The 14,880-nt window shown below is 69.5% G+C and carries 5 protein-coding genes and 1 tRNA gene; 2 read left to right on the plus strand and 4 right to left on the minus strand.

What is annotated here, in order from left to right; translation table 11 throughout:
- Positions 1 to 23: 23 nt before the first annotated feature.
- Complete coding sequence (locus tag ASF58_RS08610; RefSeq protein ID WP_082512934.1) at positions 24 to 1,430, plus strand: Nramp family divalent metal transporter; 1,407 nt, start codon at positions 24 to 26, stop codon at positions 1,428 to 1,430.
- A 35-nt stretch (positions 1,431 to 1,465) separates the two neighbouring features.
- On the opposite strand, the gene ASF58_RS25680 is transcribed toward ASF58_RS08610, so the two are convergent.
- The 4 genes from ASF58_RS25680 to ASF58_RS08625 form a co-directional block, all read right to left on the minus strand.
- On the minus strand, positions 1,466 to 1,615 hold the full coding sequence (locus tag ASF58_RS25680; protein WP_156375595.1) for a hypothetical protein: 150 nt from the start codon (positions 1,613 to 1,615) through the stop codon (positions 1,466 to 1,468).
- Between the two features lie 314 nt (positions 1,616 to 1,929).
- Positions 1,930 to 3,306, minus strand: coding sequence for an aminotransferase class I/II-fold pyridoxal phosphate-dependent enzyme (locus ASF58_RS08615; RefSeq protein ID WP_055950399.1), 1,377 nt, complete (start codon positions 3,304 to 3,306; stop codon positions 1,930 to 1,932).
- A gap of 25 nt (positions 3,307 to 3,331) precedes the next feature.
- A complete protein-coding gene (locus ASF58_RS08620; protein WP_156375596.1) occupies positions 3,332 to 10,753 on the minus strand; it encodes a type I polyketide synthase in 7,422 nt (2,473 codons plus the stop codon).
- Positions 10,754 to 11,260: 507 nt separating this feature from the next.
- Positions 11,261 to 13,450 carry a glycosyltransferase gene (locus tag ASF58_RS08625; RefSeq protein WP_055950403.1) on the minus strand — a complete coding sequence of 730 codons (2,190 nt, stop codon included), beginning with the start codon at positions 13,448 to 13,450 and terminating at the stop codon, positions 11,261 to 11,263.
- Positions 13,451 to 13,869: 419 nt separating this feature from the next.
- Between ASF58_RS08625 and ASF58_RS08630 the strand changes: the two genes are divergently transcribed.
- Positions 13,870 to 13,944: transfer RNA gene (locus tag ASF58_RS08630), tRNA-Val, on the plus strand.
- The last annotated feature ends 936 nt before the right edge of the window (positions 13,945 to 14,880 follow it).

Here is a 14,880-nt window from a genome sequence, read left to right on the forward strand (position 1 = left end):
TCTTGCCGGAAACACGCGTGCGCATGGCTCGACACGAACATCTCACGGCTCCGGGGCCCGTCTCGGCACCGGAGGGTCCCCCGGCGCATCAGGCGCCCACGGAAGGATCCTGGCGCTTCAGCCGGGACACGGGAGCCCAGCCGAGCCTCGGGCGGATGAACGGCAGCGTTCCGGTCCAGGCGACCGGCACCTGGCTGCGTCGGCTGCTCGCCTTCATCGGCCCCGGCTACATGGTCTCGGTCGGGTACATGGATCCCGGCAATTGGGCGACCGACATCGCCGGCGGTGCGCAGTTCGGATACACGCTGCTCTCGGTCATCCTGCTGTCCAATCTCATGGCCATTGTGCTCCAGGCCCTCGCGGCCCGGCTCGGGATCGCCACGGGTCGCGACCTCGCCCAGGCCTGCCGGGATCATTACCCACGCCCCATCAGCCTGGTCTTATGGCTCGCCTGTGAAGCGGCGATCATCGCCTGCGACCTCGCCGAGGTCATCGGGACGGCCATCGCCCTCAAGCTTCTGTTCGGCCTGCCCCTCGTCGTCGGGGCAACGCTCACGGCCCTCGACGTTTTCCTGATCCTGCTTCTGATGCGGCGGGGGTTTCGCGCGCTCGAGGCCTTCGTCATCGCCCTGCTGGCGGTGATCTTCGTCAGCTTCGGGATCCAGATCGCCCTCGCGGCACCCCCGATCCAGGCGGTGCTCGTGGGCTTCCTGCCCTCATCCGAAATCGTGCGGAACCCGGCGGCGCTCTACATCGCCATCGGCATCATCGGCGCCACCGTGATGCCCCACAACCTCTACCTGCACTCGTCGATCGTGCAGACCCGCGCCTATCCGCGTACCGAGGAGGGCCGGCGCGGGGCGATCCGCTTCGCGGTCGCCGACTCGACGATCGCCCTGATGCTCGCCCTGTTCGTCAATGCCGCGATCCTGATCATGGCCGCCTCGGTGTTCCATGCGCAGGGACGCACCGACGTTCAGGAGATCGAGCAGGCCTACGAGCTGCTGTCGCCGCTGCTCGGTGCCGGGATCGCCTCGACGCTGTTCGCGGTGGCCCTGCTGGCCTCGGGCCTCAACTCCACCGTGACGGCGACGCTGGCCGGCCAGATCGTGATGGAAGGATTCCTGCGCCTCCACATCCCCGACTGGGCCCGGCGCCTGATCACACGCGCGATCGCGATCGTGCCGGTGGTGGGTGTGACCGCGCTCTACGGCGAGCAGGGGACCGCGAAGCTGCTCGTGCTGAGTCAGGTGGTGCTGTCGATGCAGCTCCCCTTCGCCGTCATCCCCCTGGTCGGGTTCGTGTCGGACCGGCAGAAGATGGGCGCGCATACGATCCGGCCGTGGCTCAAGATCCTGTCCTGGGCCATCGCGGCGGTCATCGTCGTACTGAACGGGAAGCTGCTGTTCGACACCGTGATGGGCGCCTGACGGCGCCGCACCACGTCCATCTCAGGGAAAGGGCCTCAACGGCGACGGTCGGCGCGGACGCGCACGGGAACCGGCTGGGGCGCGGGCATCGGGCCTTCGAGGATCGCACCGATCAGCGAGCGGCTCGCCTCGGCGACGGTTTTGATCAGACTTCGCGCGATGGAGGCGACAGTCGATTGTCTCATGACGGGCTCCTGACCGACGGGCTGAGGACGAACGTCGCAGTCCGGGCCGGGTTCCGGTTGCGATCAGACAGAGATAGCAAGGTCAGTGTCTCCTGCTCAGGGGTCGAGGGCAATCGGCCGCATCGGTGCGAAGCGCGCAAAAAAGCACCGGCGTGGTGACGCCGGTGCCCAGAACTCATGCAGGCCGATTCTCCTGCAACCCGATTTTCTTACGACTTGCTTATCCTGCGCCGCGATTCTCTTGCGGCGCGATTTCCTTGCGACGCGGTTCTCGCGGCCCGCTGGACGACGCAGGCGTCGCGCCCCGGCGCCGCCTACGGCTTGCCGCGCTTGGCCATGAGTTGCTCGATCAGCGAACCACCCTTCTCGATGGCCGCCAGTTCCTCGGCGACCGCATCCACGGTCTCGCGGATCTGCTCCGGCGTATGCTCGGAGGTGATGAAGAAGCGCAGGCGCGACGCCCGCTCCGGCACCGCCGGATGGATGATCGGCTGAACGTTGATGCCGCGCTTGAAGAGGCGGTCCGACAGCGTCACCGACTTGAGGGAGTCGCCGACGATGATGGGGATCACCGCGAGGCCGAGGCTGGTCCCCGTGTCGAGGCCGTGCTTCTTCGCACAGGACAAGAACAGGTGACCGTTCTGGCGCAGGCGCTCCACCCGGTGCGGTTCGGCATGCATGATCTCGAGCGCCGTCTCGGCCGCGGCGGCGAGGGGCGGCGAGATGCCGACGCTATAGATGAAGCCGCCGGCCGTGCACTTGAGGTACTCGATCAGCGCCGCCGGTCCGGCGACGTAACCGCCGCAGGTGGACAGGGTCTTCGAGAGCGTGCCCATCCAGATGTCGACCCCGTGGGGATCGACGTCGCAATGCTCGGCGAGACCGATGCCGGTCCGCCCGAGGACGCCGAGCCCGTGCGCGTCGTCGACCATCAGCCAGGCATCGTAGCGCTGCTTCAGGGCGATGAGCGCCGCGAGGTCCGGCGCATCGCCGTCCATGCTGTAGAGGCCTTCCACCACGATCAGCGCCCGGCGATGCTCGTGGCGCGTGGCGCCGAGCAGCGTCTCCAGGGCGTCGAGATCGTTGTGGGAGAACGAGCGGCGCTGGGCCCCCGAGAGCTGGGCACCGGTGACGATGCTGTTGTGGCTCAAGGAATCGTGGAAGATCACGTCGCCCGGCTCCAGCAGGGCGCCGATCGTCGTGACGTTGGTGGCGTGGCCGCTCACCATCACCACGCAGGCCTCGGTGTCGTAGTGGTCGGCCAGGGCCTTCTCCAAGGAGAGGTGTCCCGGTCGCTCGCCGGCCACGATCCGACTCGCTGAGGCCGAGGTGCCGTAGGTCTCGATCGCACGGGCCGCCGCGGCGTTGACGTCGGGATGCCCGTTCAGGCCGAGATAGTCGTAGGACGAGAAATTGACGAACGACTTGCCGGCGATGCGGGTGGTGGCGCCGGCCTTGGTCTCGTGCACCCGGAAAAACGGGTTGCCGAGGCCGATCAGGTCGGCCGCCGAGCGCTGAAGGCGCAGTTCCCGGTAGCCCGGCAGCGACTCGAAGTTCTGCACGGACGCATCGCCCGACGGGCGCTGGGCCGCACGGGCCGGCGCCGGCCGGTTTGCGTTACGCCCGAGGCGGTTGGTGACGAAGCCCGCCAGGGCCGCGCGTCCGCCGTCGGGTCTCGCGGAATTGCTCATGCGGCATGCCTCAAGGGGGAATCGCTCACGGGAGGATTTCTTTGATCGCGAGGCTGTTCTCTTCGACCATCGCGTGGAAGGGCTCGAGGGTGCGGACATCCACCCCCTCGCTGGCATGACGCTGGGCCAGGCTCATCACGGCCGCCGCCGCCTCGTCCACCGGCGCCGCGATCGACTGGATCAGGGTCTCGGTGAGTTCGTTGACGGTGAGGCCGGAGGAGATGCCGGACGGCGGCGCCTCGAGGGCGAAGCGCTCCTGCAGGCTCGCGCCGAGCTCGACGCCCATCAGCGAATCGAGGCCGATCTCGGAGAGATGACGCACGCGGCTGATGTCGTCCTTGGGCAGGCGCAGGATGCGGGCGATGTCCTCCACGATGGCGTCGGCCACCGTCTTGCGCACCGAGTCGATGTCCTGTGTCTTCAGGAGCAGGCCGATATGGATGGCCGCCACCGTACCGGCTTCCATCTGCTGGTCCGAACCGAGCTCCGCGTAGCTCGGGCTCTTCATGGTGGCGAGGCGCTCGCGCGCCTTGCCCCAATGCATCGACGCGATGGCGATCACGGCGTCGTCCGGGTTCGTCCCCTGGCCTTCGAGCGCGTCCGCCATGAGGTCGAGGCAGTGGCGGGCATCCATCGGCGTCACGCCGACGCGGCCGGCCAGGGTCTCCATGACCGCGCGATTGCGGGCCAGCACGCCGACATCGCCGATGGCGCCCCAGGCCACGGCGAGCGCCGGCAGGCCGAGCTTGCGCCGGCGGCGGGCGAGGCCTTCCATGAAGCCGTTCGCGGCGACGTAGGCACCCTGTCCGGGATTGCCGATGAAGGTCGTCGCCGAGGAGAACATCACGAAGTAGTCGAGCGTGCGCTCGCGGGTCGCCGCGTCGAGGTGCTCGGCGCCGATGACCTTCGGACGGATGACCGTGTCGAGGGCCGCGGCGTCGATGTTGGCGATGAGGCCATCCTGCAGCACCATCGCGCCGTGGATGACACCCGCCAGGGACCGGCCCTCGCGCTCCACCGCGGCCAGCAGCGCATCCACCGCCTTGCGGCTGGTGATGTCGCAGGCCACCGCGGCCACGTTGACGCCCCGGGCTCCGAGATCGGCCACCACCTGCTTGGCCTCGGGGCTCGCGGCCCCGTTGCGCCCCACCAGGACGATGTGCTTGGCGCCGCGATCGGCCAGCCAGCGCGCCGCCTCGATCCCGAATCCACCGAGACCGCCGGTGACGAGATGGACCCCCTCGGGCGAGATCGTGAAGGCCGATTCCTCCGCCTGCATCACGCTGCCGGGCTTCGGCGGGGCGATGACGATCTTACCGACATGCCCCGACTGCTGCATCAGCCGGAAGGCATCCGAGACCTCGTCCGCCGTGAAGGGCTGGAAGGGGAGCGGCTTCAGCCCGCCTTCCTTGAACAGGGACATCACCTCGCGGAACAGCCGCGCCCCGTCCTCGCCCTGGTGCTGAAGCACCTGATCGAGATCGACGCCGAAGTAGGACAAGTTCCGCCGGAACGGACGCAGGCCGATATGGGTGTTGGCGACGTAGTCGCGCTTGCCCAGCTCGATGAAGCGGCCGAAGGGCTTGAGGACGTTGAGGCTGCGCTCCATCGCTTCGCCGAACAGGCTGTTCAGCACCACGCCGACCCCGTCGCCGGTGATGCGGCGGACATCGTCGACGAAGGCGAGGGACCGCGAGTCAAGCACGTGCTCGGCGCCCAACGCCTTGACCAGGGCGCGCTTCTCCCGCGAGCCGGCCGTGGCGATGACCCGGGCGCCCTTCATCTTGGCGATCTGCAGGGCCGCGAGACCGACGCCGCCGGCGCCGCCATGGATCAGCACCCACTCGCCACGGCGCAGGCGGGCGCAGCTGACGAGGCCGTAATAGGCGGTGAGGAAGGCCACCGGCACGGTGGCCGCGGCCTGCGGATCGAGGCCGGGCGGACTCGGGGCGACGACGAGCTCGGGGACGACGATGTGGGTCGCGAAGCCCGACTGCGCGAAGGCGACGACGCGATCGCCGGGCTTGAAGGCATCGACACCCTTGCCGACGGAGAGGACCCGGCCGGCCACTTCCAGTCCGAGGCGCGGACCGGCGAAGCCGTCCTCCAGGATCTCCTCCGGCAGCATCGACAGCGCCCAGAGGACGTCGCGGAAATTGAGACCCGTGGCCTCGACCGCGATCTCGACCTCACCGCGCTCGGGAGCCCGACGCGTCGCCGGCCCCCAGGCCATCTCGTTGAGGCCGCCGGTGTTGCTGCGCTCCAGGCGGGCCGCCTCGGCCGGGACCGCATCGGCGCCGGGACGGCGCGAGAGCTGGCCCGGGGAGAACCGGATCACGCGGGTCCGGTCGGCGTCGAGAATGATCTCGGTCTCGAGCGTGCCCGAGAGGATGAGATCGCGCAGGCGCTCGGCGGCAGCCTTGGTCGAGAGCGTCTCCGCGAGGTCGATCCGACGCACGTCGAGGTTGGCCACCTCGTTGGCGAGCGTCCGGCTGAAGGCCCAGACGCCGGCCTCCACGGAGCCGGTGGGATCGCCCGCATCGCGGGTGGCACCGGGGCAGACCACCCAGAGCCGGGTCTGGCGGCTGCCGAGATGCTCGACACAGCGCGTCAGGCTGAGGCAGCGCTCGCGCAGGCGGTCCGCCGCCGCGCCGGCATGGTTGAAGGCGCCGGCGAGGAAAACCACCGTGTCGGGGGTCTCACGCTCCAGTTCGAGCAGCGACTGCTCCGAATCCAGGATGATCGAGACGTGGACGCCGCTCGCCACCAGCAAGGTCGCCAGCGAGGAGGCCGTCTCCGCCGCGACGGCGTCGTGCGATCCGATCACGAAGGCGAAGGTCTGACCGGGCGCCGGCTTGGCGCGCACCGGGGCCTCGGCGATGAAGAGAAGATCGTCGCCATTGGCCGAGACGGCGCGATCGACGGCCACCCGCACGAGGCCGGTGTCGCTGAGGGCACGCTGCCAACCGGTGATGTCGTCGAGACGGCCCACCGGCAGGTCGGCCGTCGCCTCGAACCAATCCGGCGTCAGACCGAACACCAGATCGCGGAACAGCGACGCCCCGGGCTCGACGGCGGCGAGGAACCCACCGGTCGCCAGAGCGTCGGCGACCTTGCCGAGCAGCGTCCGCTCGGAGCGATGCAGGACGTTGCTGGCCAGGATCACGTCGAAGCTGCCCGCGGCCAGCTCGGCCGTATCCTCGATCACCGCAACGCCGCGCGGCAGGGCGAGGCGCGCCCGCTCCGCCAGGCGACGATCGGCTTCGAAGACCGTCAGCTGCGCCTCGATGGTGTCCGTGAAGGCGGCGGCCTGCGCCGAGAGAGGCCCGAAGCCGACCTGCAGCACCCGCAGGGCACGGTCGCGGGGCAGGGCGCCGCGGCCGGACTCGGCGAGAGCTGCGATCACGTCGGCCGCGGCCCGTGCCGTGGCGCTGCGCAGGACGAAGGCGTCCAGGGCATTCTGGGAGAGGGTCGGAGCCTCGGTCAGGTCCCCCGTGAGCAGGCGGCCGACCACGGCACCGATATCGGCGGTGAGCACGAGTTCGGCGGAGAGTTCGGGATGATCCGCCGCGATCCAGCGCATGATCTCGTCGGGGGCCGGCAGGGAGACATCCTTGCGCAGGGTCCAGCGCTCCCCCGTGAGGGTGGCGAGGTCGCTGCTCTCCAGGGCGTAGAGGGCGTTGAGGAGCCAGGGACGCATCGCCTCGGGCACGCGGTCGTCGATCGCCACGGTGCCGGAGCGCTGCAGGCCTTCCGCCAGGCGGTAAGCCATCGAGGTCGCCCAGCCTTCGAGAAGCAGGTGCCCCGGTGCCAGGGGTGCTTCGGCGGGTGCGACGGCGGCCTTGCAGGCCGGACGGATCGCGTCGGCGACGCGCTTCCCGCGCTCCATCGCGATGGCGGTGGGCTCGGTGGCGAGTTCGGGCCGCTGCGCGATGGCGTAGGCGGCCAGATCGCTGCCGTTCTTGGCGCGGAGCGCCTGGAACCGCCCCTCGCGCAGGGTGGCGATGACGGCACCCTCGGCATCCACCAGGGTGAAGTCGGCCAGGATGCTGCGCTCGTTGGCACGCCGGGTCCGGATCATCGCCCGGGCAATGACGGCCCCCGGCTTCACGAGGCGGATTTCCCCGAAGCGAACCGGGACATAGGCCTTGGTCGACCCCTCGCCCATCAGGCCGGCGAAGAGCAGGATCAGGCCGTGGAAGCAGGAATCGAGGCGCGCCGGGACGAGCCCGAACCGCTCGTCCGCCTCGGCGGGCAGGAGCTCCGAGACGATGGTCGTCTCGTCCAGGCGCGCACTCGCCGCGACCTGGCGGAAGCTCGGGCCGAAGCCGAGACCCGAGGCGGCGGCGAGGCGGTAGAGGCCTTCGCCCGCCACCGCCGTTTCAGCGGGAACGTGCATGTCCACCGGGGCAGGCGCCGGGAAGCTCCCGTCGATGATCTTCGCCGCGGCGTGGAGCTGCCACGCGGCCTGGGTCAGGCGGGGGCGGCTGAGAATCTGGATGGCGTTGCCGGAGCCGGCGACCCGCACCGCGACCTCGCGCAGGGATTCCTCGCCGAACACCATCGGCGACTGGATCTCGAAGTCGGCGAGCGTGACGCTGTCGCTCTTCATCGCCTCGCGGGCGACGCCGAGCGCCATCTCGATGAAGGCGGCACCGGGCAGGATCGCCTGCCCGTCGATGCGGTGATCGTCGAGGTCCGGCACCGTCGCGATGTCGACGTGACCGTGCCATTCGAGGCCGTCCGGTGCGACGCGGGAGCCGTAGAGCGGATGATAGGGACGCGGTGTCGCCGCGCCGACGCCCTCGGTGGTCTCGGCGAGCCGGAAGGGTCGACGCTGCCAGGGATAGAGCGGCAGCGGCACGTCGCCGGTCGGATTCGTGCCGAACACCGTCGCCTCATCGACGGCGGCGCCCTGCACGAGGGCGGCCGCGACGGTGCGGGCGATCGGATCGCCGCCCGCCGGCTTGCGGTGAAGAACGCCGATGGTGGCGTTCTCGATGCCGAGGGGCTCGATGGCGTCGCCGATATGCGACAGCAGGGTGGCGCGCGGGCCAACCTCGATGAAGACGCGGGCGCCCTGTCGGGTCGCCTCCTGGACCGCCTCGCAGAAGCGAACCGGCTCACGGATGTTGCGCCACCAGTAACCGGCCCCGAACTGGTCGCCGGCCAGCACCTTGCCGGTGACGGTCGACACCATCGCGGTCGTCGCGGCGTGCGGCTTGAGCCCCGCGAGATCCCGCAGCAGCGGCTTCTCGGTCGGGTTCATCAACCGGCCGTGGAAGGGGTACTCGAGGTCGAGCTTGCGCCCGCGGCGACGCTTGCGCGTCAGCGCCTTCATGGCCGCGTCGATATCCTCCACCGGGCCCGCCACGGTGATGGCCTTCGGGCTGTTATAGGCGGCGATGTCGAGGCTCGGATAATCCTTCAGGAACAGCTCGATCTCGTCGGCCGGGGCGAGCAGCACGGCCATGGTGCCGAAGCCGCGCGTCGTCTCCTGGTGCTTGCTCCGGTAGAAGATGACCTTCACGGCCTGTTCGAGGCTCAGGATCCCGGCGGCTTCCGCTGCCGCGATCTCGCCGACGCTGTGGCCGAGGACGTAGCTCGGCTTGAGGCCGCGGGCCCGCAGGGCCGTCGTCGAGGCGCTCGAGATGGCGAAGATCAGCGGCTGCGACACCCGCGTGAGGGCGAGGCGCTCCTCGAGATCCTCGGCGAACAGGGCGTCCTTCAGGGACCAGCCGGACAGGGTGTGGAACAGGCCGTCGATGCGGTCGAAGGCCTCGCGGAACGCGGCGTTCTCGTCATAGGCCTCGCGACCCATGCCGGCCCACTGGCTGCCGTTGCCGGAATAGACGAAGGCGACCTCCGCGGCGCGGTCCACGGCGGTCCCGAGAAGGGCCTCGGGGGCATCCTCGGCCTCACCGACGGCACGCAGAACCCCCGGGAGATCGGCGTCCAGGGACACCGCCAAACGCGAGGACAGGCGCTCGCGGCGATGCGCGGCGGCCGCCGCGATGCGGGCGATCTCGGCCTTGCCGGCGCCGTCGAAGCGTTCGGCGTAGTCCAGGGCGAGTTCGTTGAGGGCGGCACGGCTCTGGGCGGAGAGCAGGAGCACCTCCGGCATCCGGGCCGCATCGGGCGCGACGGAATCGGCACGGACCGGCGGTCCGTCCGTGAGAACGACGTGCGCGTTGGTGCCGCCGAACCCGAAGGAGTTGACGCCGGCGAAGCGCACCTTGCCATCGCGGGTCAGCGGCAGCGGCTTGTTCGTCACCGACAGGTTCAGATCCTGAAACGGGATCTCGGGATTCAGTTCGGCCGCGTGAAGCGAGGTCGGGAACAGGTCATGCTCGAGGGCTAGGCTGGCCTTCAGGAGACCGGCGAGGCCCGAGACCGGCTCGGTATGGCCGATGTTGCTCTTGATCGAGCCGATCGGCAGCGGCGCCTTGCGCGGGCGACCGAGCTTACCGCCGATCGCGCTCGCCTCGATCGGATCGCCGACCGGCGTGCCGGTGCCGTGGGCCTCGACGAAGACCACGGAGTCGAGGTCGATCTCGGCCTCGCGATAGACCTGCTCCAGGAGCGCGCCCTGGGCATAGCCGGAGGGCAGGGAGATGCCGGTGGTGCGCCCGTCCGAATTGACGCCGCTGGCCGCGATGACGCCGCGCACGGTGCTGCCGTCGCGCAGGGCCGCCTTGGCGGATTTGAGCACGAGCACGACACCGCCCTCGGAGCGCACGTAGCCGTCGGCGCTCGACGAGAAGGCCTGGCACAGGCCGGTGCGCGAGAGCATCTGCGCGTTCGAGAAGCAGATGAAGTTGAAGGGGCTGGCGAGAAGGTTCACGCCGGCGACGACCGCCGTGTCGATCCGACCGCTGGAGATGGCCGCCACCGCGGCGTCGAGGGCGACGAGCGAGGACGAGCAGGCCGTGTCGACGGTGAAGCTCGGTCCCTTCAGGTCGTAGATGTAGGAGATGCGGTTCGACAGGATCGAGAGCGTGTTCCCGGTGGCCGCGTAGGCGTCGCCCGACGACGTGTCGAGGACGCGCAGGTTGCCGTAATCCAGGGAGGAGGCGCCGACGAAGACGCCGATCTGGGTCCCGGCCACGTCCGAGGGGCGCAGCCCCGCATCTTCCAGGGCCTCCCAGGTCAGTTCCAGCAGCAGGCGCTGCTGCGGGTCCATCTGCTCGGCCTCGCGGGGCGAGATGCCGAAGACACCCGGGTCGAACGACCAGATGTCATCGAGGACGCCGGCGGACCAGGTATAGCTCTTGCCGCGCTCCTGCGCGCGCGGGTGGCCGAACCGCTCCAGGGACCAGCGGTCGTCCGGGATCCGACCGACGGCGCATCGCGCCTCGGTGAGCAGTTGCCAGAGCCCGTCGACGCTCGAAGCGCCGGGAAGCCGGCAGGCACGGCCGATGATCGCGATGTCTGTACGTTGTGTCACGTTCGATTCGCACACGCTCTTGAACGGGGGACAGGATCGACTTGTACCACCGGCGGCAACCAACCCGATCCTTAGTATGGCTCCAGGCTACTGTCCAACCGGAGCGCTCGGAATCCGGGCAATCACCAACCGGGAACAGTCACCCTGTTGCACGTATTCATCGGTCTTCCGGCAAGACGAGGGAGCAGCGCGCCGTCACATGCGACGACTTTCACTCGATCTCAGGCAAGACTTCCAAACAAATGCCACAAATCAGATCGGCTCGCCCGGCCTGAGTCCTGTGTTATCACCGACCCGTGCCAAAGAGCCCGTGACTTCGGCATCCCGGCCGCGGAGGGCCCGGACAGGCCCCGCGGATGCGAACCATCGTCGCCCCGAAGGTTCCGGTCTCGGTGCCGCCCTCTCCGGTACCGGCGCATCGCTTTGCCGGCACCACTGAAGGTAGGCGGATAGAGCCTCCGATTACGGCGACTTTGCGGTGCGACAGGACGCCGCTGCGCCGCACCATCAAAGCCGATAGCGCGCCGCGGTCTTCGAGAGATTGGGATTGTAGTACGGATCGGCGCGCAGAACCGGTCCCCAGCGGTCCTGCATGATCCGGACCTCGCGCTCGAACCGGGCCAGCTTCTCGGGCGTGTCCTCCGCGCCGCGGCTCTTCGATTCGTGGTGGATCAGGCGCGCATGGGGTGTCCACACGATCCGGTACCCGTGCGCGCGCAGCTTGAGGCAGAGGTCGACGTCGTTGAACGCGACGGCGAGTTCGTCGGCGTCGAAGCCCCCGCTCTCGGCGAAGACCGAAGCCCGCAGAAGCAGGCAGGCCCCGGTCACGGCCGAGACTTCCTGGGTCAGGACCATCCGGGCGAAGTATCCGGAATCGTCCTCGGACAGCCCGGGATGGCTGTGGCCGGCCACGCCGCCGATCCCGAGCACGATGCCGCCGTGCTGGAGCGTCCGGTCCGGGTAGAGCAGCTTCGCGCCCACGGCGCCGATGTCCGGCGTCAGCGCGATGGACACCATCTCGCGCAACCAGCCGGGCTCGATGACCTCGACGTCGTTGTTCAGGAACAGCAGCAGCGCGCCCCGCGCCGCTGCGGCACCGCGGTTGGAGAGGTCGGAAAAGTTGAAGGGCCCGGGCACGGACACGATCCGCACGCGCGGGTCGTTCGCGAAGCGCGCGAAGAGATCGCGCGTGCGGGTCTCCCGGCTGTCGTTGTCGACGATGAGCAGTTCGATGGCCGGATAGTCCGTCCCGTCGAGAACCCCCGCGAGCGCCACGGCGAGCAGGTCCGCGCGGTCGCGCGTCGGAATGATCACCGAGACGAGGGGCGCGGGCTCCGGGACCGGACGGACGAGCCGGTTGAAACCGAGGGGGCCGCGGACCGCCGTCGCCTGCAGGGGTGCTGCAACCTCGGCCAGGGCGCGCAGCCGCGCCACCTCGCTCCGCTCCAGGGCCCGGTCCGAGAACGTCCCCGAGCCGCCGGCCGCCCGCCAGTGGTAGAGGATCCGCGGAATGTGCCGGATGCGATCCGGCGTCAGTCGAGCCGTGATCCGCAAGAGCAGATCGTGGTCCTGGCTGCCCTCGAAGCCCGGACGCAGGCCCCCCACGGCCCGGATCGCCTCCGTGCGGATCACCGTGAGGTGATTGATGTAGTTCTGGCCGTAGAGCAGCTCCCGATCGAAGCCCGACTTGAAGTGCGGCTCGAAGCGACGCCCCCGGCCGTCGATCTTGTCCTCGTCGCTGTAGATCAGAACGAGTTCGGGGGCGGCACGGATCGCGGCCGCGACGTGGTAGAGCGCGCCCTCGGCCAGCACGTCATCGTGGTCGAGAAAGGCGATGAACGGTCCTGTCGCCTGCGCGAGGGCGTCGTTGGTGGCGCGCGCAATGTGACCGTTCTCCGTACGCCGACGCACGTGGATGCGCGGATCCTGCTGCGCGTGACGGGCGAGGAGGCGCGGGATCGCCGGATCCGTCGAGGCATCGTCGACGATGGAGAGCTCCCAGTTCGGGTAGAGCTGCGCACGGACCGACCGGATGGCGGCGTCCAGGACGCGCGGCGCGGGATCGTGCACCGGCATCACCACCGAGATCCGCGGTGCGTCCGGCCACGCGTCGATCTCGTCGCGGATGCGCCGCCGATCGGCCTGCGAGAGGGTATCGAAGCGGGCGATCCAGGTGGCGTAGCCGGTCTCCGTCCGATCGTGCAGGGCCCGCAGGAGCAGCGCCCGCCCGCGGACCTTGAGCCCGAGGGCGCGCCAGTACACGGCGCGCGCGGTGAGACCCGGGTTCCGGGGCAGGGCGCGTGCGACGAGGCCAATCCGGCGGACCCGGCGGATCGTGAAGCCGTCGAGGTGGAACGCGGTTTCGCGGGTGAGGGGGGTCACCCGCAGGGCGCGCAGCCCCTCCGGAAGACGCCCCGTCCAGACGAAGCGATCCCCGCCCTCGGCCTCCTCGGAGAGGGCGACGATGCCGGGCCGGCCATCCGGCCCGAGCACCCGTGCGCTCAGCACCAGCCGGCAGACGCCCGCGCTTCCGACGTCCCGGAAGCGGATCGTCGCCCAGCTCCCGCCGAGATCGGTATCGGCCAGGTCGAGATCGCGGGCCGCTCCATCCAGGACGAAGCTCCGCGTCGCAGGCCCCCTGCGACTGCGGGGGAGGGAGGCCGCCTGCGGCGAGCCGGACCGGTTCGGAGTCGTCATCCCTGCCTCACGCCATCGCAGACCGTGCCCGAGGTGGCCCGGCCGGACAATCCCGTGCTGCGCCTCGAAAGACGGAATCCCGCGGGGCAGGCCCGATCCGCGCGCGCGCGCGCTCGGTCGGCGTCGCCGCCCCAAGCGCGAACGGCCTCTCCGCGCCCACCCTCGTCCCCGACACGCATCGTCTCAACGCAGCTCCAACCCGCCCGTGCTGGCCGCCGCCCCCCCTCAGCGGAGCGGACCGGCCGCCGCCTCCGGGACGCGACGCGCCCGGCTTACCGCATTTTCGAAGGCCACACAGGGCCGATGCCAGGGCCGACGATCGGCGAACCGAGAACCCGAACATTCGCGCCGCGAGGGCTCTTGCGTACCCCGGAACCCCAGGCTATAGCCCCCTCCACCGGCGCCGAGCGCACCGGTGAGGGCGCGTAGCTCAGCGGGAGAGCACTACCTTGACATGGTAGGGGTCACAGGTTCGATCCCTGTCGCGCCCACCATCTATCTCTCTGATGTCACAGGGCTTTCCCTGAGAAGAGATAGGCTTACGGTGATTGATCGCAAGTTCGGCGAACCCGATTGAGGTTTGCTGTGGCCGTTCCACAGGTTCGCATCCATTCCGAACCTCGTGCGCGAAAGCCATACCGGCGATGCCGAAGCTCGTACCCGCTGAGCCTTAGCTTTGGCAGAAGGCCTTCGCGGACCGTCGTCTCCCGTTCGGGCGACACGGCCCAGTCCTGCGGCGGCACCTATGAAGCCTGCATCGATGTCCTGGATCGTCGGGTCGACAAGGCTTGTCCCTTGGGCGGGACGCCCCTCCACCGCTTCGAAGTTCACCCTGAGGCCGGCACGATCCAATCGGAATTCCGTGGCGCCTCATCCTGTCGGACGACAAGGTCGGCGCGATCACCGCAGACCGCGTCGCGCTCGTGAACACGGCCCATCATCGGGGCACACCGGGTCCGCCCGAAATTGCAGTACCGCTGTGGGGGCTCGACCGGCGACCTCGCCTCGCGGCGTCTTCTCTCGCCAGCGTAGCTGAGAACCCACGACCAGCGAACGTCGCAGGGCGAGGCCACCTCGAAGCGGACGTCGTTGCCGCTGTAGAGGCCTTCACGGCCCGACGACGGCACGCGCCTTTGTGGTGATGGCTGCTTAAGGGTAAGGCAGACCATTCACTCCGGGCGGCACCGGGCGCTGGACGAGCCGAGACGATCCCTGCGCCGAACAGTCGCCCGCAGGGTGATCCTTCGCACCAGTCCCGAGAACTCTTGAGCCGGCAGGCACTCACAGCCCACCACGTTCAGCATGCTGCAGCGCTTCTCAGAGCCCGTCCGATAAGGGGCTGAGGCAGGGTTGAGTGGCCGGGATGGCAGTGATTCCARGAGGGGGCTGAAACCTGACCTGGATCTGCCATGTGGACCCCGACCACCCGG

Origin of the sequence: Methylobacterium sp. Leaf125 (assembly GCF_001423085.1) — a bacterium.
GTDB lineage: Bacteria > Pseudomonadota > Alphaproteobacteria > Rhizobiales > Beijerinckiaceae > Methylobacterium.

Bases quoted from the DNA above. Each gene is read 5' to 3' on its own strand.
- ASF58_RS08610 (WP_082512934.1), top strand. From the start codon at position 24: ATGGCTCGACACGAACATCTCACGGCTCCGGGGCCCGTCTCGGCACCG.
- ASF58_RS25680 (WP_156375595.1), bottom strand. From the start codon at position 1,615: ATGAGACAATCGACTGTCGCCTCCATCGCGCGAAGTCTGATCAAAACC.
- ASF58_RS08615 (WP_055950399.1), bottom strand. From the start codon at position 3,306: ATGAGCAATTCCGCGAGACCCGACGGCGGACGCGCGGCCCTGGCGGGC.
- ASF58_RS08625 (WP_055950403.1), bottom strand. From the start codon at position 13,450: ATGACGACTCCGAACCGGTCCGGCTCGCCGCAGGCGGCCTCCCTCCCC.